Source organism: Pigmentiphaga sp. H8 (assembly GCF_003854895.1).
GTDB lineage: Bacteria > Pseudomonadota > Gammaproteobacteria > Burkholderiales > Burkholderiaceae_B > Pigmentiphaga.
The window spans coordinates 5327362-5352915 of record NZ_CP033966.1 but is presented as its reverse complement, the minus strand read 5'-3'; the positions used below and the strand labels follow the sequence as shown (position 1 = coordinate 5352915).

Annotated in this window: 28 protein-coding genes; 18 read left to right on the top strand and 10 right to left on the bottom strand. The window is 68.3% G+C overall.

The annotated features are described in order from the left end of the window. Positions 1-6: 6 nt before the first annotated feature. Positions 7-957, bottom strand: coding sequence for a LysR substrate-binding domain-containing protein (locus EGT29_RS25235; protein ID WP_161567969.1), 951 nt, complete (start codon positions 955-957; stop codon positions 7-9). A gap of 151 nt (positions 958-1108) precedes the next feature. Here EGT29_RS25235 and EGT29_RS25230 point away from each other — a divergent pair, with 151 nt between their 5' ends. From EGT29_RS25230 to hslU, 8 genes are all read left to right on the top strand, one after another. Further along, positions 1109-2050, top strand: coding sequence for a tripartite tricarboxylate transporter substrate binding protein (locus tag EGT29_RS25230; RefSeq protein WP_161567968.1), 942 nt, complete (start codon positions 1109-1111; stop codon positions 2048-2050). Positions 2051-2064: 14 nt separating this feature from the next. After that, positions 2065-3582 (top strand): sulfatase-like hydrolase/transferase, encoded by a 1518-nt coding sequence (locus EGT29_RS25225; protein ID WP_238160196.1) that lies wholly within the window; start codon positions 2065-2067, stop codon positions 3580-3582. A gap of 95 nt (positions 3583-3677) precedes the next feature. Then, the gene (locus EGT29_RS25220; protein WP_124691570.1) at positions 3678-4871 is read left to right on the top strand and encodes a class I SAM-dependent rRNA methyltransferase; all 1194 of its coding nucleotides are present in this window, start codon (positions 3678-3680) and stop codon (positions 4869-4871) included. A 261-nt stretch (positions 4872-5132) separates the two neighbouring features. Then, positions 5133-5621, top strand: coding sequence for a Fur family transcriptional regulator (locus EGT29_RS25215; RefSeq protein ID WP_124691569.1), 489 nt, complete (start codon positions 5133-5135; stop codon positions 5619-5621). A 35-nt stretch (positions 5622-5656) separates the two neighbouring features. Next, positions 5657-6796 carry a GTP-binding protein gene (locus tag EGT29_RS25210; RefSeq protein ID WP_124691568.1) on the top strand — a complete coding sequence of 380 codons (1140 nt, stop codon included), beginning with the start codon at positions 5657-5659 and terminating at the stop codon, positions 6794-6796. Between the two features lie 230 nt (positions 6797-7026). Beyond that, positions 7027-7452, top strand: coding sequence for an RNA polymerase-binding protein DksA (gene dksA, locus EGT29_RS25205; protein ID WP_370282629.1), 426 nt, complete (start codon positions 7027-7029; stop codon positions 7450-7452). 162 nt (positions 7453-7614) lie between these two features. Then, positions 7615-8151, top strand: coding sequence for an ATP-dependent protease subunit HslV (gene hslV / locus EGT29_RS25200; RefSeq protein WP_124691567.1), 537 nt, complete (start codon positions 7615-7617; stop codon positions 8149-8151). Positions 8152-8156: 5 nt separating this feature from the next. Beyond that, positions 8157-9473 (top strand): ATP-dependent protease ATPase subunit HslU, encoded by a 1317-nt coding sequence (gene hslU / locus EGT29_RS25195; RefSeq protein WP_124692506.1) that lies wholly within the window; start codon positions 8157-8159, stop codon positions 9471-9473. Positions 9474-9476: 3 nt separating this feature from the next. Here hslU and EGT29_RS25190 read toward each other — a convergent pair whose 3' ends face one another. Together EGT29_RS25190 and cueR are read right to left on the bottom strand one after the other, a co-directional pair. Then, the gene (locus EGT29_RS25190) at positions 9477-9770 is read right to left on the bottom strand and encodes a copper-binding protein (RefSeq protein WP_124691566.1); all 294 of its coding nucleotides are present in this window, start codon (positions 9768-9770) and stop codon (positions 9477-9479) included. 98 nt (positions 9771-9868) lie between these two features. Beyond that, on the bottom strand, positions 9869-10300 hold the full coding sequence (cueR, locus tag EGT29_RS25185) for a Cu(I)-responsive transcriptional regulator (RefSeq protein WP_124692505.1): 432 nt from the start codon (positions 10298-10300) through the stop codon (positions 9869-9871). Between the two features lie 415 nt (positions 10301-10715). On the opposite strand from cueR, the gene argB reads away from it, so the two are divergent. The 3 genes from argB (at position 10716) to slmA (ending at position 13342) form a co-directional block, all read left to right on the top strand. Beyond that, complete coding sequence (argB, locus tag EGT29_RS25180; RefSeq protein WP_124691565.1) at positions 10716-11645, top strand: acetylglutamate kinase; 930 nt, start codon at positions 10716-10718, stop codon at positions 11643-11645. Between the two features lie 281 nt (positions 11646-11926). Next, entirely contained in the window at positions 11927-12694 is a 768-nt protein-coding gene (locus EGT29_RS25175) for a pyrimidine 5'-nucleotidase (protein WP_238160495.1), read from the top strand. A 69-nt stretch (positions 12695-12763) separates the two neighbouring features. Next, positions 12764-13342 carry a nucleoid occlusion factor SlmA gene (slmA, locus tag EGT29_RS25170; RefSeq protein WP_124691563.1) on the top strand — a complete coding sequence of 193 codons (579 nt, stop codon included), beginning with the start codon at positions 12764-12766 and terminating at the stop codon, positions 13340-13342. Between the two features lie 17 nt (positions 13343-13359). On the opposite strand, the gene EGT29_RS25165 is transcribed toward slmA, so the two are convergent. The 5 genes from EGT29_RS25165 to gpmA form a co-directional block, all read right to left on the bottom strand. After that, positions 13360-13755 carry a VOC family protein gene (locus EGT29_RS25165; RefSeq protein WP_161567967.1) on the bottom strand — a complete coding sequence of 132 codons (396 nt, stop codon included), beginning with the start codon at positions 13753-13755 and terminating at the stop codon, positions 13360-13362. Then, a complete protein-coding gene (locus tag EGT29_RS25160; RefSeq protein WP_124691561.1) occupies positions 13752-14516 on the bottom strand; it encodes a molybdopterin-synthase adenylyltransferase MoeB in 765 nt (254 codons plus the stop codon). The genes EGT29_RS25165 and EGT29_RS25160 overlap by 4 nt, the downstream gene beginning before the upstream one ends. Further along, entirely contained in the window at positions 14513-16027 is a 1515-nt protein-coding gene (locus tag EGT29_RS25155) for a S41 family peptidase (RefSeq protein ID WP_124691560.1), read from the bottom strand. Before EGT29_RS25155 ends, EGT29_RS25160 begins: the two co-directional genes overlap by 4 nt. A gap of 134 nt (positions 16028-16161) precedes the next feature. Then, positions 16162-17520, bottom strand: coding sequence for a murein hydrolase activator EnvC (locus EGT29_RS25150; protein WP_124691559.1), 1359 nt, complete (start codon positions 17518-17520; stop codon positions 16162-16164). Beyond that, positions 17517-18269 (bottom strand): 2,3-diphosphoglycerate-dependent phosphoglycerate mutase, encoded by a 753-nt coding sequence (gene gpmA / locus EGT29_RS25145; RefSeq protein ID WP_124691558.1) that lies wholly within the window; start codon positions 18267-18269, stop codon positions 17517-17519. Before gpmA ends, EGT29_RS25150 begins: the two co-directional genes overlap by 4 nt. 293 nt (positions 18270-18562) lie before the next feature. Here gpmA and EGT29_RS25140 point away from each other — a divergent pair, with 293 nt between their 5' ends. The 6 genes from EGT29_RS25140 (at position 18563) to EGT29_RS25120 (ending at position 22561) form a co-directional block, all read left to right on the top strand. Beyond that, positions 18563-18967: a rhodanese-like domain-containing protein gene (locus tag EGT29_RS25140; RefSeq protein WP_238160195.1), complete on the top strand. Its 405-nt coding sequence runs from the start codon at positions 18563-18565 to the stop codon at positions 18965-18967. A gap of 4 nt (positions 18968-18971) precedes the next feature. Next, positions 18972-19247 carry a glutaredoxin 3 gene (grxC, locus tag EGT29_RS25135; protein ID WP_124691557.1) on the top strand — a complete coding sequence of 92 codons (276 nt, stop codon included), beginning with the start codon at positions 18972-18974 and terminating at the stop codon, positions 19245-19247. Positions 19248-19362: 115 nt separating this feature from the next. After that, entirely contained in the window at positions 19363-19869 is a 507-nt protein-coding gene (secB, locus tag EGT29_RS25130) for a protein-export chaperone SecB (protein WP_124691556.1), read from the top strand. Between the two features lie 23 nt (positions 19870-19892). Then, entirely contained in the window at positions 19893-20930 is a 1038-nt protein-coding gene (locus EGT29_RS28615) for an NAD(P)H-dependent glycerol-3-phosphate dehydrogenase (protein ID WP_192901848.1), read from the top strand. Then, positions 20931-21515, top strand: coding sequence for a TIGR00730 family Rossman fold protein (locus EGT29_RS28610; protein ID WP_192901777.1), 585 nt, complete (start codon positions 20931-20933; stop codon positions 21513-21515). It abuts the gene before it with no gap. 44 nt (positions 21516-21559) lie between these two features. Beyond that, the gene (locus EGT29_RS25120) at positions 21560-22561 is read left to right on the top strand and encodes a Bug family tripartite tricarboxylate transporter substrate binding protein (RefSeq protein WP_370282626.1); all 1002 of its coding nucleotides are present in this window, start codon (positions 21560-21562) and stop codon (positions 22559-22561) included. A 63-nt stretch (positions 22562-22624) separates the two neighbouring features. Here the strand turns inward: EGT29_RS25120 and EGT29_RS25115 are convergent, their stop codons facing one another. Together EGT29_RS25115 and EGT29_RS25110 are read right to left on the bottom strand one after the other, a co-directional pair. Continuing rightward, positions 22625-23440 (bottom strand): DUF2182 domain-containing protein, encoded by an 816-nt coding sequence (locus EGT29_RS25115; protein WP_124691555.1) that lies wholly within the window; start codon positions 23438-23440, stop codon positions 22625-22627. After that, positions 23421-24194, bottom strand: a complete 774-nt coding sequence (locus tag EGT29_RS25110; RefSeq protein WP_124691554.1) for a DUF899 domain-containing protein — start codon at positions 24192-24194, stop codon at positions 23421-23423. The genes EGT29_RS25115 and EGT29_RS25110 overlap by 20 nt, the downstream gene beginning before the upstream one ends. 121 nt (positions 24195-24315) lie before the next feature. On the opposite strand from EGT29_RS25110, the gene EGT29_RS25105 reads away from it, so the two are divergent. Beyond that, complete coding sequence (locus tag EGT29_RS25105) at positions 24316-25536, top strand: helix-turn-helix domain-containing protein (RefSeq protein ID WP_124691553.1); 1221 nt, start codon at positions 24316-24318, stop codon at positions 25534-25536. Positions 25537-25554: the final 18 nt, after the last annotated feature.

Here is a 25554-nt window from a genome sequence, read left to right as displayed (position 1 = left end):
GGCGGGCTATTTCAGGTAGCTTTCGCCCAGTTGCGCCGAGACGTTCTGCACGCAGTCCATGAACAGTTTGTCGCGGGCGTGCAGGGCGCGGTCGCGCAGATGCAGCAGCGAGATGCGGCCGAACACCGGGGGCAGCGTCACCGGCACGATGGACAACTGCCCCGAGGACGCGAACAGCGTGGCGGTGGGCAGGGCCGCCACCGCCAGGGCGCGGCTGTTCTGCATGATGACCATGTTGGCCAGCACCGAGGCGCACTCGACGCCGAAGCGCGGGGGCGCGCCGCCCGCCTCCATGAAGATCAGTTCCAGGCCCCGGCGGGTGATGCCGTCGCCGGGCGGCAGTATCCACGGCCATTGCGCGAGCTGGGCGAGCGTGGCGCGCCGCCGCTTCAGGATGGGATGGCCGTTGGCGCAGACGGCGACCATGCGGATGTTGAAGAGTCCGATGTTCTCGACGTTGTCCAGGTGCTCGGCGGCGTGGAAGCGGCCGAGCAGGAAATCGAGCCGGTTGGCGCGCAGGCCGGCCATCAGGTCTTCGAAGGCGCCATCGTGCACCCGCACGGTCACGCCGGGCAGCAGCGACTTGATCCGCAGGATGATGTGCGGCAGCAGCAGGGCGGTGGCGGAGGTGTTCGCCCCGACGTTGATCACCCCGTCCGCGCCCGCGTCGACTGCATCCAGGTCCTCGCGCATCCGGCCCAGCGAGCCCAGCACTTCCCGGGCGCGTTCGACGATGCCCAGGCAGTGCGCCGTCGGGGCCAGGCCCTTGGGCAGGCGTTCGAACAGGCTCACGCCCAGCATCTTTTCCAGTTCGCCCAGGGCCTTGGACAGCGCGGGCTGCGTGGTGTGCAGCAGCCGGGCCGCCTGGCTCAGGTTGCGCACCGACGCGAGCGTTACCAGGATCTGGAGATGCCGCAGCTTCAGGCGGTCGCGAAGATACCAGTCCTCTCTGAGCATGTGCGTGTCTTCCCTTGCGTGTCCCGGTGCCATATCCGGATGAATATGGCCCGCGGCGAATTCGCGATTGGCCTGCCGCCCGGGAAGCGGCCATCATTCCTGGCAAAGGACTTCAATCAGATCCCCGGGAGGCACGGCGATGAATGCGCCCATGGTATCCAAGTTGGCAGGCGCCTGGTTTCTCTGCCTGGCGTGTTCCGCGCCACAGGCGTCGACCTATCCCTCGCGCTCGATCACGATCGTCGTGTCCTCGGCGCCGGGCGGCGCGCTGGACACGGTGTCGCGCATCGTCGGCAATCAACTGGCCAAGGGGCTCGATACCCCGGTCGTGATCGAGAACCGGCCTGGGGCCAATGCCAGCATAGGCGCGAGCGCGGTCGCGCGGGCCAGGCCGGACGGCTATACCTTGCTGGCGACCAGCGAGAACGCCCTGACCATCGTGCCCGCGCTGATGCCGGACCTGCCCTACGACGTGCGGCGGGACTTCACGCCCATCTCCCTGCTCGCGACCCTGCCGATGGTCGTGGTGGCCAGCCCGGCGTCGGGACTGCGGTCGCTGGAGGGCCTGCTCGATGCCGCCAGGCGCAGCCCGGGCAAGCTGCGCTTCGGATCGGCCGGCGATGCCTCCGTCCACTACGTCGGCATGGCGCTGATGCAGAAGGCGGCCGGCATCAGCATGATGCATGTCCCCTACCGGGCGGGTCCGCAGGCCATGAACGACGTCATGGCCGGCAACATCGACACCATGCTGCTCGCCCCGGGGCCGGCCGACCAGCAGCGCAAGGCCGGCCGGATGCAGGCCCTGGGCGTGACCTCGGCCCGGCGGCTGGACTTCATGCCCGACGTGCCGGCCGTGGCCGAGACCTTGCCCGGCTATACGTTCGAGGCCTGGTTCGGCCTGCTGGCCCCGGCCGGCCTGCCGGCGGATGTCCTGGTCAAACTCCATGCCGAGGTCGCGCGGGTGCTGGCGCTGCCCGAGGTATCGCGGCAACTGGCCGAGGCGGGGATCGTCGCGACGTCGTGCTCGCCGGCCGAGTTCGCGCGGCGCATCGCGTCCGAACGGGACCAGGTCCTGAATACCCTGAGGAAATGAGCGGATACCAGCGCATGAACATCATCTTCATCACGTCGGACCAGCACCGTGGAGACTGCTACGGCTTCGAGGGCCGGCACGTCAGCACGCCCCACCTGGACGACATGGCGCGGCACGGGACCCGCTTCGCCCACTGCGTGACGCCCAGCGTGGTCTGCCAGCCGGCGCGCGCCTCGATCCTGACGGGCCTGCTGCCGATGACGCATGGCGTGAGCGACAACGGCATCGACCTGCCGGCGGCAATGGGGGAACGCGGATTCGCCGCGGCGCTGTCGAACGCCGGCTATCGCACCGGATTCATCGGCAAGGCCCACTTCGCCTCGCACCTCACCTTCGAGCCCACGGGCAGCCCGGAGTGCCGCCACAGCCAGGCGAACTTCGGCGCCGACTGGAACGGTCCCTACATGGGGTTCCAGCATGTGGAGCTGATCGTCGAGGGGCACAACAACCATCCCCCCTTCGAACCGCCCGCCGGGCAGCACTACTCGCGCTGGTACTACGGCGATGGCCGGGGGGCGGAGCGCAACGCGCTGTATTCCCGGGACCTGGGCCCCTCGACCGGCGGCGCCTGGGAAACGCATTACTCCGCCCTGCCGGTGGCATGGCACAACTCGACCTGGATCGGCGACCGGACCCTGGAGTTCATACGACGCAACCACGACCGCCCGTTCGTCGTCTGGGCATCGTTCCCGGATCCCCATCATCCCTTCGACTGTCCCGAGCCCTGGTCCAGGCTGCACGCGCCGTCGGACATCGACCTGCCACGGGTGCGGACGCGCCGCCTGGAGGACAAGCCGTGGTGGCACCGAGCCTATCTGGAGGGCGTGTCGACCGTGGGCCGCGAGGACCTGCGGAGCCTGCGCATCCGGCCGGCGAACGAGCCGCCGTCCGATGCCCAGCTTCGGCACATCATCGCCAACTACTACGGCATGATCTCGCTCATCGACCACCAGGTGGGCCGCATCGAGGCGCTCGTCTCCGAACTGGGCCTGGCCGGCGACACCCTGGTCGTCTTCACCTCCGACCATGGCGAATGGCTGGGGGACCACGGCCTGCTGCAGAAGGGACCGATGCTGTACGACGGATTGATGCGCGTCGGCATGATCGCCAAGGGGCCCGGCATCCCGCCGGGCAAGATCGTGGCCGATCCGGTATCCACGCTGGACGTGGCCGCCACGCTGCTCGACTACGGTGGCGTGCCGGCCCCCGCGCCCATGCACGGCGCGACGCTGCGCGGCCTGATCGAAGGGCGCGACCGCCGCGAGCATGCCCTGTGCGAATGGGACCTGGGCGCCGGCCGCAGGGGGGTGCCGCTGCAGCTGCGGGCCGTGCGCACGGCGACCGCCAAGCTGACGGTGGAGATGGGCAGCGGAGACGGCGAGATGTACGACCTGCAAGCGGATCCGCAGGAGACGCGCAACGTCTTCCACGAACCCGGATATGCCGGCCTGCGCGCGCGGCTGGAGGCCATGCTGGCAGCGCGGCCCGACGACGTGTATGCCAGCAAGCCGGCGTATGCCGGCCTGGCCTGAGCCGGCTACCGGACGGGCAGGATTTGGGCCTCGGGCCCGGCGGCGGTACCATGGCGGCCTGCCATCCGGCCCCATCCCGCTTTGAAGAAGTCCCGATGAACGACGTCGTTCTCAAGCCCGGCAAGGAAAAATCCCTGCTGCGGCGCCATCCCTGGGTCTACGCCACCGCCGTGGCGCAGGCCGTTGGCCGGCCGCAGGCCGGCGATACCGTGCGCGTGGTCGACGGCCGCGGCAATTTCCTGGCCTGGGGCGCTTACAGCCCCGATTCGCAGATACGCGTGCGCTGCTGGACCTTCCGCGAGGACGAACCGGTCGACGCCGGCTGGATGGCCGCCCGGGTGGCCGACGCCGTGGCCCGCCGCGCCGCGCTGGCCGGCCGTACCGACGCGGTCCGGCTGGTGTTCGGCGAGGCCGATGCGCTGCCGGGCTTCGTGGCGGACCGCTACGCCGGCCAGTTGGTGGTCCAGTTCCTGGCCGCCGGGGTCGAGCGCTGGCGCGACGTCCTGATCGACGCGCTGGTGGCCGCCACCGGCTGCGCCGACGTGTACGAGCGCTCCGATGCCGCGGCGCGGGAGCGCGAGGGCCTGGCGCCCCGCACCGGCGTGCTGCGGGGGGCGGAGCCGCCCGCCGAGGTCGAGATCGTCGAGGACGGCGTGCGCTACGGCGTGGACGTGGTCCACGGCCACAAGACCGGCTTCTACCTGGACCAGCGCGAGAGCCGGCGCCGGGTGGCGGAACTGGCCGCGCTGGCCGGACCCGGCGCCACGGTGCTGAACTGCTTCTCGTACACGGGCGGTTTTTCGCTGGCGGCCATGCGCGCCGGCGCGGCCCGCGCCGTGTCGGTGGATTCGTCGGCCGACGCGCTGGCGATGGCCGCCCGCAACGCGGCCCGCAACGGCCTGGACGAAGCCGCCTTCGAGTGCCGGGTGTCCAAGGTGGCCGAGGCGCAGAAGGCGCTGGCCGCCGAAGGGCAGTTGTTCGACATCGTGGTGCTGGACCCGCCCAAGTTCGCCCCCTCGGCGCACCACGTGGACAAGGCGGCGCGCGCCTACAAGGACGTCAACCTGAAGGGCATGAAGCTGGTCAAGCCGGGCGGCTACCTGCTGACCTTCTCGTGTTCGGGCGCCATCGGCGTGGACCTGTTCCAGAAGATCGTGGCCGGCGCCGCGGTGGACGCGCGCCAGGACTTCGTGCTGCTGGAGCGGCTGGCGGCCGGGATCGACCATCCCATGCGCATGACCCACCCCGAAGGCGAGTACCTGAAAGGGCTGCTGTTGCAGCGGGTCTAGGGCGTATTCGTCCGCTTTCGTCGCAAACGGTTACCAAAATCGGCCGAAAGGCTTGAATTCCCCCAAAGCGCCCCCATATCTCGCCTCTGCCGGCGGCGATTCGTGGTACACCGTCCGGTGCTTTTTGCCTGGGGCGGTTTCCCCGGGGGAGAAGCAGTTTGCGCCGCAGGGCGGACCGGGGGTTAGTCCGGGTTTGCCCTGGCAAAGCGGCTTGTGCTGTAATCCGGCCCCGCTTGGCGGGCCGAACGGAAGGAGCGACGCGTGGAGGATCTGGCCCGCGAGGCGATACGTGCCCAAGGCGCACGAGTCACCGCAACCCGGGTGCATGTCTTGGCGACCCTGATGGAGGTGGCGAGCGCGCTGTCGCACCAGGAACTGTTCGACCGCATCGGGTCGTCGGTGTCGGTCGACCGGGTCACCGTGTACCGCGTGCTGGAGTGGCTGGTGCAGACCGGCCTCGCGCACCGCATCGCCGGGGAAGACCGCGTCTGGCGCTTCAGCGTCGCCCGGCCCGGCGACGATGCGGGAACGCCCCACGCGCATCACCACCACGGCGAGCCGCATGGGCACTTTCAATGCGATGTCTGCCGGCGCATGTTCTGTATCGATGCACCGGTGGGTATCCAGCAGAATCTCGATCGCCTGCCCGACGGTTTCGAAGGGCGCGATGTGGAAATGGTCGTGCGCGGGCGCTGTCCCGCCTGCGTCCAGGCCGGCCGCGAAGCCGGCGACGAACGCAAAACGCATTGACGCGTCCCTGGACGCATGTGCAAGGAGCTGTATAGATGAAGGCTGCGGACAAAACACCGAAGCAGATTCCGGTCACTGTCCTGACGGGGTTCCTGGGCGCGGGCAAGACCACGCTGCTCAACCGGATTCTGACTGAGCACCATGGCCGCCGGATCGCGGTGATCGAGAACGAGTTCGGGCCCGAAGGCGTGGACAACGATCTCCTGATCCAGGACCGCGACGAACAGATCATCGAGATGAACAACGGCTGCGTGTGCTGCACCGTGCGTGGCGATCTGGTGCGCATCCTGATCGACCTGAAGGACAAGCAGCGCGCCGGCGCGCTGAAGTACGAGCGGGTCATCATCGAGACCACCGGCATGGCCAACCCCGGCCCGGTGTGCCAGACCTTCTTCATGGAAGACGAGGTGGCCAGCTACTTCAGGCTGGATGCCGTCATCACCGTGGTGGACGCCAAGCACGGCATGCAGACGCTGGACGAGCAGCCCGAGGCGCTCAACCAGGTGGGCTTCGCCGACCGCCTGCTGGTTTCCAAGGTGGACCTGGTCGACGACGCCGACTACCAGGCCCTGCGTTCGCGCCTGGTCCACATCAACCCGCGCGCCACGATCACGCCGGTCAACTTCGGCGAAGTCGACCTGAAGGAAATCCTGGACATCAATGGCTTCAACCTGAACGCCATCCTGGACATCGATCCGGAGTTCCTGGCCGACGAACATCCCGATGCCGCGGCGCATGACCACGGCCATGACCATGATCACGGGCACGATCATGGCCACGACCACGGTCACGAACATGGCGAGCAGTGCGCGGTCGACGGCTGCAACGACCCCGGCCATCATCATGCGCACGGCCATCACCACCACCATCACGACGACGCCATCGGCGCCTTCGTGTTCAAGTCGGACAAGCCGTTCGACCCCATGCGCCTGGAGGAATTCCTGGGTGGCGTGGTGCAGGTGTACGGAACCGATTTATTGAGGTACAAGGGTATTCTGTACATGAGTGGCGTGAACCGCCGGATGCTGTTCCAGGGCGTGCACATGCTGATGGGCGCCGATGCCGGCCGGGCCTGGGCGCCGGGCGAAAAACGCGGCAGCAAACTGGTCTTCATCGGCCGCAACCTGCCCCGCGATGTCTTCATGCACGGCCTGGAGCAATGTCTGGTGGAGTAGAGGCCCCCCCCTACGCGCTTGCGCGCGCCCCCCAGGGGGCGATGCGGGTGGACCGGCAAAGCCGGATCCACCGCATCCTGGAAATTACCCGGCTTGCCGGGAGCGATTGGAATATGCGGTGCTGTGTGGGAATTGGAAAGCCTTATTGATTCGCGCGGAGCATTTTCATGGCAACGAAAGCGTCGAGCAAAACCTTAAAAGTCACTCAGGAGGACGCGTTGGAAAACGTGATGACCAAGCCGGCCGAGGCCGTGCTCTCTGAAAAAGAGTTGTTGGCCATGCCCGAGGCCGACTATATGAACGAAGCGCAGCTTGCCTTTTTCAAGAGCCGGCTCCAGGAAATCGAACGCGAGCTGCTGCAGAACGCCGGTGAAACCACCGAGCACCTGCGCGAGACGCCTTTCGTGCCGGATCCAGCCGATCGCGCCACGATCGAGGAAGAGCATGCGCTGGAACTGCGCACCCGCGACCGCGAGCGCAAGCTGCTGAAGAAGGTCCAGCAGGCCCTGGGCCGCATCGAGTCGGGCGAGTACGGCTGGTGCGAGGAAACCGGCGAGCCCATCGGCGTCGCCCGGTTGCTGGCGCGGCCCACGGCCACGCTGTCGCTGGAGGCGCAGCAACGCCGCGAACTGCGGCAGAAGCTGTACGGCGACTGACGCGATCGTCCGCGCGATCCGTATGAACGGCGCCTCTGGCGCCGTTTTTTTGCCCGGTCGGCCTTGAATCGGGACTTTCGCGCCCCCACCTACCGTAGCAGTCGTTTTCGCTCGTCGGCCCGGCGCGCCAGCGCGGGGCCACGGGCCCATCAGGAAGAGCAAATGGAACAATTCCACGGCACGACCATCATCAGCGTGCGCCGCGGCAACCGCGTTGCCCTGGGCGGCGACGGGCAGGTCACCCTGGGAAACATCGTCATGAAGGGCAGCGCCCGCAAGGTGCGCCGCCTGTACAAGGATTCGGTGCTGGCGGGTTTCGCCGGCGCCACGGCCGATGCCTTCACGCTGATCGAGCGTTTCGAGGGCAAGCTGGAAAAACACCAGGGCCACCTGCTGCGCGCGGCGGTGGACCTGACGCGTGACTGGCGTACCGACCGCGTGCTGCGCCGGCTGGAAGCCATGCTGATCGTGGCCGACCGGGAATCGACGCTGGTGCTGACCGGCAACGGCGACGTGCTGGAACCCGAGCACGGCCTGGCGGCCATCGGCTCGGGCGGCGCCTATGCGCAGTCCGCCGGTCTGGCGCTGCTGCAGAACACCGACATGGCGCCCGAGGACATCGTCAGGAAGTCGCTGTCGATCGCGGGCGATCTCTGCATTTACACCAACCAGCATCACACCGTCGAGGTACTGGAATGAACATGATGACCCCCGGTGAGATCGTCTCCGAACTGGACAAGTACATCGTCGGCCAGGACCGCGCCAAGCGTTCAGTGGCCATTGCGCTGCGCAACCGCTGGCGCCGCCAGCAGGTGGCCGAGCCGCTGCGCCACGAGATCCATCCCAAGAACATCCTGATGATAGGGCCGACGGGCGTGGGCAAGACCGAAATCGCGCGCCGCCTGGCCAAGCTGGCCGATGCGCCCTTCGTGAAGGTCGAGGCTACCAAGTTCACCGAGGTGGGCTACGTGGGCCGCGACGTCGACACCATCATCCGCGACCTGGCCGAGGTGGCCGTCAAGCAGGTGCGCGAGGCGGAGATGCGCCGGGTGCGCACGCAGGCCGAGGACGCCGCCGAGGACCGCATCCTGGACGTGCTGGTCCCGCCCGCGCGCGACGCGATGGGCAATCCCCAGCGTGACGACAATGCCGCGCGCCAGACTTTCCGCAAGCGCCTGCGCGAAGGGCAGCTGGACGACAAGGAGATCGAGATCGAAGTGGCCCAGTCCGTGCCGCAGATGGAGATCATGTCGCCGCCGGGCATGGAGGAAATGACCGAGCAGATCCGCGGCATGTTCGCCGGCATGGCCCAGGGCAAGAAAAAGGTCCGCAAGCTGAGCATCAAGGAAGCCTTCAAGCTGCTGGTGGACGAGGAAGCGGGCCGCCGCGTGAACGAGGAAGAGCTGCGTACCAAGGCGCTGGCCAGCGTCGAGCAGAACGGCATCGTGTTCCTGGACGAAGTCGACAAGATCGCCACCCGCCAGGAAACCAGCGGCTCGGACGTCTCGCGCCAGGGTGTGCAGCGCGACCTGCTGCCGCTGGTCGAGGGCACGACCGTCAACACCAAGTACGGCATGGTGCGCACCGATCACATCCTGTTCATCGCGTCGGGGGCCTTCCACCTGTCGCGGCCGTCGGACCTGATCCCCGAGTTGCAAGGGCGCTTCCCGATCCGGGTCGAGCTCGATTCGCTGTCGGCCAAGGATTTCGTGCGCATCCTGTCCGAGACCGACGCCTCGCTGGTCAAGCAATATACGGCGCTGCTCGAGACCGAAGGCGTCAGGCTGGAGTTCACCGACGAGGGCATCGAGCGCCTGGCCGAATTGGCCTTCGCGGTGAACGAGAAGACCGAGAACATCGGCGCGCGCCGGCTGTACACGGTGATGGAAAAGCTGCTGGAAGAGCTGTCGTTCGATGCGACCCGCAAGAGCGGGGAAGTGGTGCGCATCGACACCGAATACGTCAACCGGCAGCTGGAAGAGGCCGCGGCGCACCAGGACCTGGCGCGCTACGTGCTGTAGGCCTTACTTCGGCTGGATGGCCGTGATCGTGTACTGGCCGTTGATCTTGTCGGCGGCGAAGCGCACGTTGTCGCCGGCCTTGATCTGGTTCAGCATCGAGGGGTCCGCCACCTTGAAGACCAGCGTCATGGCCGGCAGCTGAAGGTTCGAAATGGGGCCGTGCTTGAGGGTGACCTTGCCGTTCGCCGCGTCGATGCGGCGCACCTCGCCTTCGGCATTGAGCGCCTGCGCAAGCGCGGCGCCCGCGGTCAGCGCGAGGGCGGCGACCGTGGCGATCAGGGCGAGTAGACGTTTCACTGCGTTCTCCTTCTGGCGATAGACGCGGCGGGCTGGCCGCCGATACCTGAAATGCTAACAGGGTCCACCAGCGCGCCGCCCGGGCATGGGGATTGGTTTCATCCGTTGCAGGTGTGCTCGGCCAGGCCGCGCGTGCCCATGCCGGGGGTGGCTAGGCCGCTCAGGATGGGGCACTCCGGACGGTGGTCGCCGTGGCAATGGGAGGCTAGCTGCTCCAGCGTGGCCTTCATGGCTTGTAGACCGCGGATCTTCTCGTCCAGTTCATCGATGTGCGCGCAGGCCAGGCGCTTGACCTCGGCGCTGGGGCGGCCGCGGTCGTTCCACAATTCCAGCAGCGTCCCGATCTGGGGAATGGAAAAGCCCAGGTCGCGCGCGTTGCGGATGAACTGCAGCATATGGACGTCGCTTTCGCCGTAGAGCCGATAGCCGGACTCGGTGCGGTGGGCGGGCGGTATCAGTCCTATGGATTCGTAATGCCGGATCATCTTGGCCGAAACGCCCGAGGCGTCGGAAGCCTGTCCTATGTTCAGCGCTTGCATGGCAATCTCCTTGGCAGATGGAGCGGATTCTAGACCTTGCCATCATGTCAAGGTAAATACGGCCGTTAGCCGGTATTTCAAGCCGTGCCGGCTGCGGTGGAAAACCCTGGGGACAAGGCTGTGGAAAGCCGTTGGAAACCCATGTGGAAAACTTGTGGGCAACGGTGTGGAAAGGCTGTGGGCAAGCTGTGGGTTTCCTGGGGAAATCAGGTGGACAACCGGGGGCAGCCATGTGGAAAAGCTGTGTGGAACCCTGTGGGAAAGCCGTGGACAGCCCTGCGGACAAGCCTGGGGAAAAGGCCGGGACAAGCCCGGGATAACGGCGGGATATCCTGTGGACGGAATCCGGCGGGCGCAGTGGCTACAATTGAGCCTGTTTGCCATTCCTTCCCTCAGGCGCGCCGCCATGACCGACACCAACCAAGCAGATTCCTCGTCTTCCGAACACGGGCCGCTGGCTACGCTCACGCCACGGATCAAGGCCGGCGTGCTGGCCGAAGCCCTGCCGTACATCCGCCGTTTCCATGGCAAGACGATCGTGGTCAAGTACGGCGGCAACGCCATGACGGAAGAGCGCCTGCAGCGCAGCTTCGCGCATGACGTGGTGCTGCTCAAGCTGGTGGGCCTCAATCCCATCGTGGTGCACGGCGGCGGCCCGCAGATCGACGATGCGCTCAAGCGCGTCGGCAAGCAGGGCACCTTCGTGCAGGGCATGCGCGTGACCGACGCCGAGACCATGGAAGTGGTGGAGTGGGTGCTGGGCGGCCAGGTCCAGCAGGACATCGTGATGATGATCAACGAGTTCGGCGGCAAGGCCGTGGGCCTGACCGGCAAGGACGGCGGCCTGATCCGCGCCCGCAAGATGCTGATGCCGGACAAGAACAACCCCGGCGCGCAGCTGGACCTTGGCTTCGTGGGCGAGATCGCGTCGGTCGATCCGTCGGTGGTGAAGGCCCTGCAGGACGACCAGTTCATTCCTGTCATCTCGCCCATCGGCTTCGGCGAGGACGGCATGGCCTACAACATCAACGCCGACCTGGTGGCCGGCAAGATCGCCGAGGTATTGCACGCCGAGAAGCTGATCATGATGACCAACACCCCGGGCGTGCTGGACAAGAACGGCAACCTGCTGACCGGCCTGACCGCCAGCAAGATCGACGAGCTGTTCGCCGACGGCACCATCTCGGGCGGCATGCTGCCCAAGATCTCGTCGGCCCTGGAAGCCGCCAAGAGCGGCGTGAATTCCGTGCACATCGTCGACGGCCGCGTCGAACACTGTCTGCTGCTGGAAATCCTGACCGCGCAAGGCGTGGGAACCATGATCAAAAGCCACTAGTAGAAGGCCCCCCCGTACGCGCTTACGCGCGCCCCCCAGGGGGCGGCACTGGCGGACCGGCAGAGCCGGATCCGCTGTGCCCTGGCAACTCATCGGTTGGTCGAGGGTAGTTTTCGTTCATGAGTCAGGATATTTCCCCGCAAGCTCCCGCATCATTTTCTTCGGACCCAGGATGCGGCGGATCCGGCTTCGCCGGTCCGCTCGCATCGCCCCCTGGGGGGCGCGCGCAGCGCGTAGGGGGGGACCTCTACCTAAGTGAAGTGGCGGCGGCGGTGACCGGCGTGCCTTCGGTGGCGTCGGCGCCGCGGCGGCAGGTGCGGCGGCCGCTGAGCCGGGTGCGGGTGACGCGGCGGCCGGTGGGAGCGGGGAAGGGGCAGCCGGTCTGGTTCTTCGACCTGGACAACACGCTGCACGATGCCTCGCACGCCATTTTCTCGCACATCGATTTGTCCATGACCCAGGCGGTCATGGAGACGCTGAACGTGTCCGAGGAAGAGGCCCATGTGCTGCGCAAGCGCTATTGGCAGCGCTATGGCGCGACGCTGATCGGCATGGTCCGGCACCACGGCGTGTCGCCGGCGGAGTTCCTGCACCGCAGCCACAGCTTCGACATCCGTCCGCTGGTGCGCGCCGACAAGGATTTGCGTAACCGGTTGTCACGGCTGCCCGGACGCAAGATCCTGTTGACGAACGCGCCACATAATTACGCCCGCACCATTCTCCGCCACCTGGGCATCCTGCACTGCTTCGACAGTCTCTGGGCGGTCGAGGACATGCGGTTCCACGGCGAATTCCGGGTCAAGCCTTCACCGGCTCTGATGCGCCATGTCATGGCGATGGAGGGAGTAAGCGCTAACAATTCCGTGCTGGTCGAGGACACGTCCGCCAACCTGCGCGGTGCCCGCAAGGCCGGCATGCGCACGGTCTACGTGCGGCATCCGGGCACGCCGTTCGCCAAGACGCATCGAGGACGTCCGCTTTTCATCGACCTTCAAGTAAACTCCGTCAGTCACTTGTTGTTACAGCGTCGCGCCCTGCGCCGCAGCTAGCCGTTTCCGCTGGAGTCGGCTCTTCGAAGCGGGCGATTTTTCCTCCTTTGCACGGAAACCCACCGCGACATGGCCTCTAGCAAGACGGGCGAGCGCAAGACCCAGATCCTTCAGATGCTGGCCGAGATGCTCGAGCACCCCAAGGGCGAACGCATCACCACCGCGGCGCTGGCCGCGCGTCTCCAGGTTTCCGAAGCCGCGCTGTACCGGCATTTCGCCAGCAAGGCCCAGATGTTCGAGGGCCTGATCGAGTTCATCGAGACCTCGGTGTTCGGCCTGTTCAACGTCATTTCCGAATCCGAGACCAGCGGCCTCGCCCAGGCGCGCAAGGCGATCCTGATGCTGCTGACCTTCGCCGAGCGCAACAAGGGCATGACGCGGGTGCTGATCGGCGATGCGCTGGTGTCCGAGGACGAGCGGCTGCAGGAACGCATGAACCAGTTCCTGGACCGCATCGAGGCCTCGCTGCGGCAGTGCCTGCGCAACGCGCTGGCCTTGAACGAGCTGCCTCCCACCGACGACATCCACGCGCGCGCCAGCCTGATCCTGCATTTCATCCTGGGGCGCTGGCAGCGCTATGCCAAGAGCGGCTGGAAGAAGTCGCCGTCGGAGTTCCTGGACGTGCAGATCCAGATCATGCTGGCCTGATCGCCGCTGCCCGGCGGTCAGTCGCGGCTGGTGCCTTCCCAGCCGCTTTTCGAGATGTCGAACACCACGCCGAAGGGGTCCTTGAACTTCTTCTCGAAGTTCTTCTTTTCCGGATCGTTGCCAAGCGAAAAGAAGAACTTGCCGCCCGCAGCCTCGATCCGGCGCTCGGCCTCGGCCAGGTCGTCGACCTGGAAGCCGAAGTGGTGCACGCCGGCAAAACCGCTGGACGGCGCCAGCGGATGGCCTTCCTTGTACTGCAGCAGCGCCAGGTTGGTGCTGCCGTCCGACAGGTAGATGCCCGAGCCCATTTCCAGGTCGTCGCGCCCGACGCGCTTCATGTCGAAGGCGGTTTCGTAGAAGGTGGCGGCGGCCTCGAGATCGGGGACGACCAGCGCGATGTGCTTGATTTTCATGGGGACCTCCCGGGACGCTGGCCGCATACCGGGCAGCCCGCGTCCCGGCCCACCCGCACTTCGTGCCACTTCATCGCCAGCGCGTCCAGCATCAGCAGGCGCCCCGACAGGCTGGTGCCGATGCCCGCCACCAGCTTGATCGCCTCGGCCGCCTCGGTCGAGCCGACGATGCCCACCAGCGGCGCGAATACGCCCATGGTGGCGCAATTGACTTCGTCCACGTCCTCGCCATCGGGAAACAGGCAGTGATAGCACGGCGCGTCGTCCCGCCGCAGGTCGAACACGCCGACCTGGCCGTCGAACCGGATGGCCGCGCCCGATACCAGCGGCTTGCGGTGCCGGACACAGGCGCGGTTGATGGCGTGGCGGGTCGCGAAGTTGTCGGTGCAGTCCAGCACGATGTCGACGGCGGCCACCTGGGCGTCAAGCGCCTCGTCCATCAGCCGCTGGGTCAGGGCGTGGACGGCGACCTCGGGGTTGATGGCGGCCAGCGTCTGCTTGCCGGACTCCGCCTTGTAGCGGCCCACGCGGTCGGTGGTGTGCAGGATCTGGCGTTGCAGGTTGGTCAGGTCGACGGTGTCGTCGTCGGCCAGCACCAGATTGCCCACGCCCGCCGAGGCCAGGTAGAAGGCGGCGGGCGACCCCAGGCCGCCCGCCCCGACGATCAGGGCACGCGCCTCCAGGAGGCGCTGCTGCCCTTCGATGCCGATTTCGTCCAGCAGCACATGCCGCGAATAGCGCAGTAGCTGCTCGTCGTTCACTTGGCCGGCGCGGGAACGGGTTGCTCGGGCGGCGCGGGGACGGGCGCGGCGGGCTTCTCGTCCTTCGTGGCGTCCTTGGCCTTTTCGGCGGGGGTCTTGTTGCGCTCGGCCAGTTCGGCGGCGGCCTTGGCCACGTCTTCCGCCTTGGCCAGTTGCACCGGCTTGCCGGCCAGCAGGTTCATCGCCTGCGCGAGCTGGAAATCGTCGGCGCTGCCGAATTCGATCGGCTTGATGGCCTTGCGCTCGGCGGCCTTGGCCGGATCCTGCGCCGCCGACTTGATCTCGCCGTTGGGATCCTTGTCGTTCAGCAGGTGCTTGGCCAGGTCGGCTTCGCGCGGCCGCTCGTACAGATCGCCCTCGGGCGTATCGGTGACCGGGTAGTCGGGCACGATGCCCTTGGCCTGGATGGAGCGTCCGTTGGGCGTGTAGTAGCGCGAGGTGGTCAGCTTGATGGCCGAATCGCGCGAAATCGGCAGGATGACCTGCACCGAGCCCTTGCCGAAGGTCTGGGCGCCCAGCACCCGCGCGCGCTTCTGGTCCTGCAGCGCGCCGGCCACGATTTCCGAGGCCGAGGCCGAGCCGGCGTTCACCAGCACCACCATGGGCACGGTCTTGGTCCAGGCCGGCAGGCGCTTGATGTAGTCGTCGCTGCTGCGCAGGTAGTCGGCCGGGTTGGTCTGGTACTTGCGCTTGGCGTCGGCGGTGCGGCCGTCGGTGGAGACCACCAGGGTGTTCTGCGGCAGGAAGGCGGCCGAGACCGCGATCGCGCTGTGCAGCAGGCCGCCCGGGTCGTTGCGCAGATCCAGCACCAGCGCCTTCGGCACGCCGCTCTTGCCCAGGCGTTCGAGGTGCGTGGCGAGGTCGGCGCCCGTCTGTTCCTGGAACTGGGCGATCCGCACGTAGGCGGTATTGCCGTCCAGCGTCTTGCTGCGCACGCTCTGGACCTTGATGATGTCGCGCTCGATCTTGACGACGATGGGCTGCGCCTCGTTCTTGCGCACCAGCGTCAGGGTGATCGAGGTCTTGGGCTTGCCGCGCATCAGCTTGACCGCGTCGTTCAGCAGCAGGCCCTTGGTGGACTTGTCGTCGATCTTGATGATGAGGTCGCCCGCCTTGACGCCCGCGCGCGCGGCGGGGGTGTCCTCGATGGGCGAGATGACCTTGACGAAGCCGTCCTCGGTGCCGACCTCGATGCCCAGGCCGCCGAACTCGCCTTGCGTGGCGGTCTGCATTTCGCGGTAGGCATCGGCGTCCAGGTAGGCCGAGTGGGGGTCGAGGTCGGACAGCATGCCGGCGATGGCGCCGTCGATCAGCTTCTTGTCCTCGACCGGCTCGACGTAGTTGTTCTTGATGGTGGCGAAGACATTCGAGAACTGCCGGAGTTCTTCCAGCGGCAAGGGGCCGCGGGTTTCCCGTTGGGCCACGGCGGTGATGCCCAGGCTGACCAGGACGCCGGCGACCACGCCCAAGCTGACCAGGCCGATACTGCGAACTTTACTCTTGCTGCCCATGTATTCCTCCGGGCCCCGGTTGGGGACGTCCAACGTTTGACATCCCAGGGGCCTCGCGGGTTCTCGTCGATAGGTTGAATGTGCTGGGGAAGGCGCGCAAATGCGCGTGCAATCAGGATATCCGGGTAGGGGGGTCAGCGCAACGAGGCCCACCGCAGCGGGTCGAACGGCGCGCCTTTGTGCCGCAGTTCAAAGTATAGGCCCGATTCTGCCTGTCCTCCGGTGGCGCCCACGTTGGCCACGATGTCGCCGCTCTTGACGTCGTCGCCGACGTGGCGAAGCACCGACTGGTTGTTGCCGTAAATCGACAGGTACTGGCTGCCGTGGTCGATGATCAGGAGGTTGCCGAAGCCCCGCAGCCAGTCCGCGAAGACCACCTTGCCGGCTGCCACGGCCCGCACCTCGGTGCCTTCGCTGGCGCGGATGAAGACGCCCTTCCAGGTGCCGCCCTCGCCGCGGGCGGCGCCGAAGCGGCCGACGATGTCGCCCCGCACGGGCAGGCGCAGGCGGCCGCGCAGCTTTTCGAACTGGCCGGACAGCGAGGCGTCGGGCAGGGTGTCGTTGCGTGCGACGGCCCGCTCCGGCGGCGGCTCGGGTGGCGGCGGCGGGGGAGGCTTGCCCGCTTCGCGCGCGGCCTGTTCGGCGGCGCGCTGGGCGGCGGCGCGCCTGGCGGCCTCCTCGGCCCGGCGGGCGAGTTCCGCCTTGCGCGCCTGCTCGGCCTTGCGGCGGGCTTCCTCGGCGCGTTTGGCCAGCATGCGGGTCAGGTCCTCGATCACGCGCGACAGGCGCCGCTCGTCGCGCGCCAGGCTGGCGGCCTGGCGGCGCTGGCTGCTCAGCTTGGACGAGATGTCGGCCAGTACCTTGCGGCGCTGGTCGGACTGCTTGAGCAGTTCCTGGCGCTGGTTGTTTTCCTCGGAAGCCAGTTGTTCGAGCTCGCCGCGCTTGGTGTCGGCCTGGGCGCGCAACTGGGCCAGCTCGTCCAGCTCGCCCTGCAGTTCGGTCACGGTGGTGGCCCGGGCCTGGGCGATGTAGCCCAGGTAGGCCAGATTGCGGTTGAGCCGCTGCGGGTCGTCGCCCGACAGCAGCGCGCCCCAGGGCGTGAGCCCGCCCACCGCGTACTGACGGCGTAGCAGGTCGGCCAGGTGCGCCTGGCGCTGGGCCAGGTTCTTTTCCTTCTCGGCGATGGCCTGCTTCTGGCGCTCCAGCTCGGCGTTGGCGCGGCGCTGGGCGTTGCTCAGCTCGACCAGCCGGCGGTTGACCTTGGAGATGGTCTGTTCCGACTCCTTCAAGGCGTCGGCGGCGTCGGCGTGTTCTTCCTCGCCCTCGGCGATGTCCTTCTTGAGCGCCTCCAGCCGCTTGCGCAGGGCTTCGCGCTCGCGCGCCACGGCGGCCGGGTCGGAGGACGCCTTGCCCGCGTCGGCGGCGGCCGCGGCAAGCGGCCAGCCCGACGCCGCGGACAGCGCGATCAGCAGTATCGCCGCGAGCCGTTTCACTTGGCCTTGGCCTTTCCTTGCGCGGCCACGGCGGCCATGGCCGCGGCGATCTCGTCCGCGTTGCCCAGGTAGTAGTGGCGGATGGGCTTGAGGTCGTCGTCGAGTTCGTAGACCAGCGGCTGGGCCGTGGGGATGTTCAGGCCCACGATGTCGTCGTCGGAAATGCCGTCCAGGTGCTTGATCAGCGCGCGCAGGCTGTTGCCGTGGGCGGCGATCAGCACGCGCTTGCCGGCCTTCAGCGAGGGCGCGATGGTTTCGTTCCAGTAGGGAACGACCCGGGCCACGGTGTCCTTCAGGCACTCGGTGGCCGGCAGCTCGCTGGCGGCCAGGCCGGCGTAGCGGGGGTCGAAGCGCGGATGGCGCTCGTCGTCGGCCGCCAGGGGATTGGGCGGGATGGCGTAGGCGCGGCGCCACACCAGGACCTGCTCTTCGCCGAACCGGGCGGCGGTCTCGGCCTTGTTCAGGCCCTGCAGGGCGCCGTAGTGGCGCTCGTTCAGGCGCCAGCTGTGCTCGATCGGCAAGTACATGTGATCCATGGCGTCCAGGGCGATCCACAGGGTGCGGATCGCGCGGCGCAGGACCGAGGTGTAGGCGAGGTCGAAATCGTAGCCTTCCTGCTTGAGCAGTTCGCCCGCCTTGCGGGCCTCTTCGCGGCCTTTGTCCGTCAGGTCGACGTCGGTCCAGCCGGTGAAGCGGTTTTCAAGGTTCCATTGGCTTTCGCCGTGACGCATCAGTACGAGTTTGACCATGTCCCAGGAGCGCAGGGGCGCTGCGCGTAAAGGTTGAATACAATTCGGCTGCCCGCCCGGAAAACGGCGGGGACGGACGGCAGCCCGTTGAAAAAACGGCTGCCTATCCCGACATTTTATAATCCTGCGGCATTGTCTTTGCCGTGGGACCGGAATCGGGCCGCCGCAATGGCAAAAAACCGGCGGATCATGTGGTTTTCCCGCCGTTTTGCGAATTCGTAAGCGCGCGTAACGCCAGGCTGTCCGGCCGGCGGCACGTGTGTTCCTCTCACCAGGTTTCCCAGGGTCCGCTCGTGAAATTCATCCTCGACAACATTCTCCTGATCGCATTGGCTCTCGTCTCGGGCGGCCTGCTGCTGTGGCAATCGCTGCGCGGCGGCCAGTCCGGCGGCGCCATGAGCGCGGCCGAGGCCACGGCCGCGGCGAACCAGCGCCAGGCGGTGTTCGTCGATGTGCGCCCGGCGGCCGACTTCTCGGCTGGCCACATCGCCCAGTCGCGCAGCGTGCCGCTGGCCGACCTGGCGCAGAAGGCGGCCGGCCTGCCCAAGAACAAGCCGCTCATCCTGGTGGGCAGCAACGGCCGCGACGCGGCCAAGGCGGTGGCTCAGTTCAAGGCCCAGGGCTTCGCCGAAGTCAGCAGCCTGTCGGGCGGCCTGTCCGGCTGGGTGCAGGCGGGCATGCCCATTGCGAAGGGATAGCGCCATGCAGAAAGTCCTGATGTATTCGACGGGGTATTGCCCCTTTTGCATGCGCGCCGAGATGCTGCTCAAGCAGCGCGGCGTGCAGGAGATCGAGAAGGTGCGCATCGACGCCGAGCCCGAGCGCCGGGCCGAGATGATCGAGCGTACCGGCCGGCGCACGGTGCCGCAGATCTACATCGGCGATACGCACGTGGGCGGTTTCGACGAACTCGCCGCGCTCGACCGCGCGGGCGGGCTGCAACCGCTGCTTGCCGGCCCGGCGAAGCAGGACCATTGATTTCGTTGTGGCCGGGGCGTGTCCCCGGCATGTTCTTTTGGTGCATACGTTTCGGCCCCGCGCGTACCGGGGGCCGGGTTCAGCCAGCAGGCTTTCCGTTTCCAGACTTTCTCCCATGTCCGACAATCAAGAGCAGCAAGCCCCCGTGTTCAACATCCAGCGCGTCTACCTGAAAGACCTGTCGCTGGAGTTGCCCAACGCGCCCCAGATCTTCCTGGAAACCGAGCAGCCCGGGGTCGAGGTCGCCATCGACGTCGGCGCCCAGGCGCTGGCCGAGACCGTCTTCGAAGTGACCGTGACCGCCACCGTGACCACCAAGGTCGGCGACAAGGTCCTGTACCTGGTCGAAGGCAAGCAGTCCGGCATCTTCGAACTGGCCAACATCCCCCTGGAACAGCTCGACCCCATCCTGGGCATCGCCTGCCCCGGCATCATCTACCCCTACCTGCGCAGCAACATCGCCGACGCCATCACCCGCGCGTCGATGGCCCCGCTGCACCTGGCCGAGGTCAACTTCCAGGCCATCTACGAGCAGCGCGTGGCCCAGGCCGCCGCCGAGCAGCAGGTGGCCCAGGCCGGCAACGACGCCGGCCTGATCCTGCCGCCGGGCACCAAGCACTGAGCGGCGCCAGCACCGTGGCGGACATGGCGCCGGGCCTGCGCGTCGCCGTCCTGGGGGCGGGCAGCTGGGGCACGGCCCTGGCCGCCGCCTGCGCCCGGGGCCATGCCACCATGCTGTGGGCCCGCCGGCCCGAGCTGGCGCGCCGCATCGCCGATACCCACGAGAACGCCGACTACCTGCCCGGGGTCGCGCTGCCGCAGGACCTGCGCTGCACCAGCGACCTCGATGACCTGTTCGAGCACCTGCGCGGCGCCCCGCGCCCGCTGCTGATCCTGGGCGTGCCGGTGGCCGGCATGGAGCAGGCCTGCCGCGAGGTGGCGGCGGGCGTGGCCCGCCACGGCCTGAACGACCTGGCGGTGGCCTGGACCTGCAAGGGCCTGGACGCGGACACCGGCCGCCTGCCGCACGCCATCGCCGAGGCCGCGTTCGCCGGTGCGGCGGGGCTGTCCACCGGTGTCCTGTCGGGGCCGTCTTTCGCCAAGGAAGTGGCGCGGGGCCTGCCGGTGGCGCTGACCATCGCCAGCGCCAGCGCGGAACTGCGCGGCCGCGTCACCGATGCGCTGCACGGCGGCGCGATCCGCGTCTACGGCAGCGAGGACATCGTCGGCGTCGAGGTGGGGGGGGCCGTCAAGAACATCATGGCCATCGCCTGCGGCATCGGCGATGGCCTGGGCATGGGCGCCAACGCCCGTGCCGCCCTCATCACCCGCGGCCTGGCCGAGATGACGCGCCTGGGCGTGGCCCTGGGCGCGCAGGCAGACACCTTCTCCGGCCTGACCGGACTGGGCGACCTGATCCTGACCGCCACCGGGGACCTGTCCCGCAACCGCCACGTCGGCCTGGAGATCGGCCGCGGCCGGTCGCTGGACGAGATCCTGGGCGACATGACCCAGGTGGCCGAGGGCGTGCGCTGCGCGCCGGCCGTGCGCGACCTGGCTCGCCGCCGCGGGGTCGAGATGCCGATCACCGAGGCCGTCTGCGCGGTGCTGTTCGACCGCGTGCCGCCGGCGCAGGCAGTGTCGCGCCTGCTGGCCAGGGATCCAAAAGTCGAGGGAATTTAGATGGATGCGGTTTGTGTGTATTGCGGCGCCAGTGCCGGGAACGATCCTTTCTTTGCCGACGTGGCGCGCGACTTCGGGCGCGCGGTGGCGGGGCGGGGAATGCGGCTGGTATATGGCGGCGGCAGTGTCGGGCTGATGGGGCACGTGGCCAATGCCGCGCTCGAGGCGGGCGGGCAGGTGACCGGCGTCATCCCCGAACGGCTGTGGGAAAAAGAGGTCGGCCACAAGGGCCTGACCGACATGTACGTCGTGCCGACCATGCATGCCCGCAAGGCCCGCATGGTCGAACTCTCGGACGCCTTCGTCGCGCTGCCCGGCGGTTTCGGCACGCTGGACGAACTTTTCGAGGTGCTGACCTGGCAACAGATCGGCTACCACTCCAAGCCGGTGGGGTTGCTCAACGCCAACGGCTATTACGATGCCTTGCTTGCCTTCGCTCGCCATGCCCATGAACAGGGTTTCGTGCGCGCGGTGCATCTCGAGGCGCTGATCGTCGACACGGATATCGACCGCCTGCTGGACCGCCTGGCCAGCGCGCAGCCGGTACATGTGGGCCGATGGGTCAAGAACAGCGACGCGGTCTGAAGCAGCCCCGCCCGCCAGTCCAACACCAAATAACGGAGATATCCATGCATTCTTCCGCTTCTTCCGCGTCGGCCCTGCGCCGCGGCCTTCTGGGCGCGGCCGTGGCCGCCGGCCTCATGGCCGCCACCCCCGCCTTCGCCCAGCATGACTGGCCCAGCCGGCCCATCAAGCTGGTCGTGCCGTTCCCGGCCGGCTCGTCGCCCGACATCATCGCGCGCGTGATCTCGCAGCCGCTCGCCAAGCAGCTCGGCCAGGCGATCGTGATCGACAACAAGCCCGGCGCTGGCGGCAACATCGGTACCGGCACGGTGGCCCATGCCACGCCGGACGGCTACACCATGCTGTTCACCATCAACGGACCGCTGGCCACCGCCCCCGCGCTCTACTCCAAGCTCAACTACGACCCGCTGAAGGACCTCGCGCCCGTCACGCTGGTCGCCACCAGCCCCAACGTGCTGGTCGTGCCGCCCTCGCTGAACGTCGACTCGGTCGGCGCCTTCACCTCGCTGGTGAAGAAAGAGCCCGGCAAGCTGAACTTCGGCACCGTCGGCGCCGGCAGCTCCGCCCACCTGGCGATGGAACTGCTCAAGGGCAAGGAGAACCTGGACATCCTGCACGTGCCGTACGCCGGCTTCCCGCAGGTCGTGACCGCCATGCTGGGCGGCCAGGTGCAGGCCGGTTTCATGGTGCCCGCCATCGCCATGCCGCAGGTGCGCGACGGCAAGCTCAAGGCCCTGGCCGTGACCAGCGCCAAGCGCAGCCCGGCGCTGCCCGACCTGCCGACCATGGCGGAGCAGGGTGTGCCCGACTTCGAGGTGATCTCCTGGCAAGCCATCCTGGTGCCCGCCGGCACGCCGCAGCCCATCGTCGACCGGCTGAACAAGGAACTGGTGCAGATCATCAAGAGCGAGGAAGTGCAGAAGCAGCTGACCGCCCAGTACTTCACCGCCGCGCCGTCCACCCCGGCCGAGCTGACCGCGCTGATCAAGAAGGAACAGCGGACGCTGGGCGCGGTGATCAAGCGCCTGAACCTGACGCTGGATTGAGCCGGGCGGCATCTGTTCCCCGCAAAAACGGCGCCCCTCGGGGCGCCGTTTTTTTCTGGTGCTTCAGGCCGAATGCGCCGCCCGCGCCAGCATGAACATGCCGGCGGCGGCCAGGACCAGCCCGGCGATGCGCGCCACCCGCAGGCCGCCGGGCGCGAGGCGTTCGCCCGCCGTGGCCGCCGCGGTGATCGCCATGGCCCGCCAGTCCATCATGCCGACGGCAAGCAGGCTGGCGGTCAGGCCGGCGCAGGACACGCCGCAGCGCAGGCCCAGCCGCAGTCCGTGGCGCCAGGCCGCGCCGCGGCGCGCGCACGGGATGGCCTCGCAGGCATCCAGGCGGCAACCGGCCAGGTAGCGGGCCTTGAACGCGGTGAGCTGGAACAGGCCGCCCGCCAGGACGGCCAGGCCCGCCGCCGCGGGACCGAGGCGCGCCAGCGCGGGGGCCTGCGCCTCCAGCACGGCCACGATGGCGCCCAGCGGAAACACCAGCAGGCCGATCAGCGCCCACGTGCAGAAGTAGCCCAGGGCGGCCGTCGCGGCCAGTCCGTCCGCGCGGCGCGAGCCCGATGCATGCAGCCGGCGGCGATAGCGCCACAGCGCGGGCGCGACGGCAGGCAGCATCATCGCCACCGCCATGGCCGTCCACATGCCCAGGAAGGCCGCCAGCACGCCGAGCCACGTCCCGCCCGGTGGGGGTAGCCAGGACATCGCCATGTCCCCGCACAGGACGGCCATGCCGGCCATGATCCGCATGGCGGTGGCCCAGGCGAGGAGGGCGGCGGCCATCGCCAGTGCCAGCATGCCGAAAAAGCGCAGGCCGGCGCGCCGTTCCGCCGGCGCGGGCGACGCGGCTGTCGGCTCAACGCCTGCCGTACTCATCGCGCCGCCGCCACCACACGCCCTGCTCGTTGCGCCCCAACGGCGCCCGGTCCAGCCACTGGTACATGCCCCAGAGCCCGTCCAGGCCGCGCGCGTAGGTGGAGTAGGTGTGATAGACGGTGCCGTCCTGGATGGCGAAGGCGCTCATGCCGGGGCGTTCGCGCAGGTAGGTGTTCGTGTCGGTGCTGCACATCGCGGCCAGGCGGCCCTCGGGGCTCTGGCCGCTGTCGGCGGGGGCCGGGTGGCACCCGCAGGCGGGTTCGCGCCGGTAGTTGTAGGCTATGCCTTGCTCGAACTGCTGGGCTTCGGTGTGCGAGACGCTGAAGTCGAAGTTGAAGTCGGCGTCCTGGGACGAGGCCCAGGGGAAGCGCCAGCCCATGCGCTGCTTGTATTCCCGCAGCCTGGCCAGCGGGGCGCGCGAGACCGCCATGAGCATGACGTCGTGATTGGCCAGGTGGACCGCGAAGCCGTCGAAGCCGTCGGCGATCGACGAGCAGGACGGACAGCCGGCCTGGTAGTCGGGGCCGAACATGAAGTGATAGACGAGCAGTTGCGAGCGTCCCTGGAAGAGGTCGGCCAGCGAGGCGCGGCCCTGGTCGATGTCGAAGCGGTAGTCCTTGTCGACCACCACCCAGGGCAGCGCCTGGCGCCGCCGCGCCAGTTCGTCCGACTGGCGCGTCAAGGCCTTTTCGGCTTCCAGCAGGTCCAGCCGCGCGGCCAGCCATTCTTCCCGTGTGCCTGTCGTATGTCGCATCGTTTTCTCCTTGGATGTCCCGTCGACCGCGCCCGGCTGGCGCGACGTATCTGCGGGGGGCGTGTGCTAGATTAGGTTCGGGCCGCCGGACGGCGGGAGTGACAAGTGTGGCGGGATCCGGATGGATGCATTGATAGCCGAGGCCGCCCAGGCGCTGGCCGCGGGTGATCCCTTCGGGGCCTTGAATCGCGTGGCGCTGCGCGACGATCCGCCGGCGCTGGCGCTGCGCGGCATCGCGATGGCCCAGCTTGGCGAGTTCGCGCGTGCCCGGATGCTGGTGCGGCGAGCGGCCAGCGCGTTCGGCACGAGGCAGGCCCTGGCCCGCGCGCGCTGCATCGTGGCCGAGGCCGAGATCGCGCTCGCCTCGCGCGAGCTGGCCTGGCCCGACAAGGCGCTGGCCGCCGCGCGCGCCACGCTCGAGTCGCATGGCGATCTGGCCAATGTCGCGCACGTGCGCCAGCTGGAAATCCGGCGCTGCCTGCTTATCGGCCGGCTGGACGAGGCCGAGCACTTGCTGGCCGGGGTCGATGCCCGTCCCCTCACGGTCGCGGCGGTGGCCATCCATGAGTTGCTGGCGGCGGGGATCGCGATGCGGCGCCTGCGCACGGCCGCCGCCCGCGCCGCGCTGGCGCGCGCGGAACAGGCCGCGAACCGCGCCGGCATCCCCGCGCTGCAAGCCGAGGTCCGGCAGGCGGCTTCCGTGCTGGACATGCCCGCGGCGCGGCTGGCGTGGCGGGGAGAAGAGCGCCTGATTGCGCTGGCCGAGGTGGAAACGCTGCTGGCCTCGGATGCGCTGGTGATCGATGCCTGCCGCCACGCGGTGCGCGAGGCGGGACAGGTGGTCCCGCTGGCGCGGCGGCCGGTGCTGTTCGCGCTCGCGCGTGCGCTGGGCGAAGCCTGGCCCGCCGACGTGGCGCGCGAGACGTTGATCGAACGTGCTTTCCGTACCCGGCATCCCGACGAGACGCATCGCGCGCGGCTGCGCGTGGAAATCGGTCGCTTGCGCAAGGCGCTGGCGGGGCTGGCCGACGTGGCGGCGACCCGGCGCGGCTTCGCGCTGGCGCCGCGCCGGGCGCTCGACGTCGCGGTGCTGACGCGGCCGGTCGAGGGGCCGCATGCGCCGGTGCTGGCCCTGCTGGCGGACGGCGAATCATGGTCGAGCTCGGCGCTGTCGCTGGCACTGGGAGCCAGCCAGCGCACCGTGCAGCGGGCCCTGGATGAGCTGGCCGAGGCGGGCCGGGTGCAGGCCACCGGGCGGGGGCCGGCCCGCCGCTGGCTGATGCCGCCGGTGCCGGGGTTCGCGACAACCTTGTTACTCCCGGCCGCGTTGCCGGAGGGCTAGGATGCCTCCATGGACATC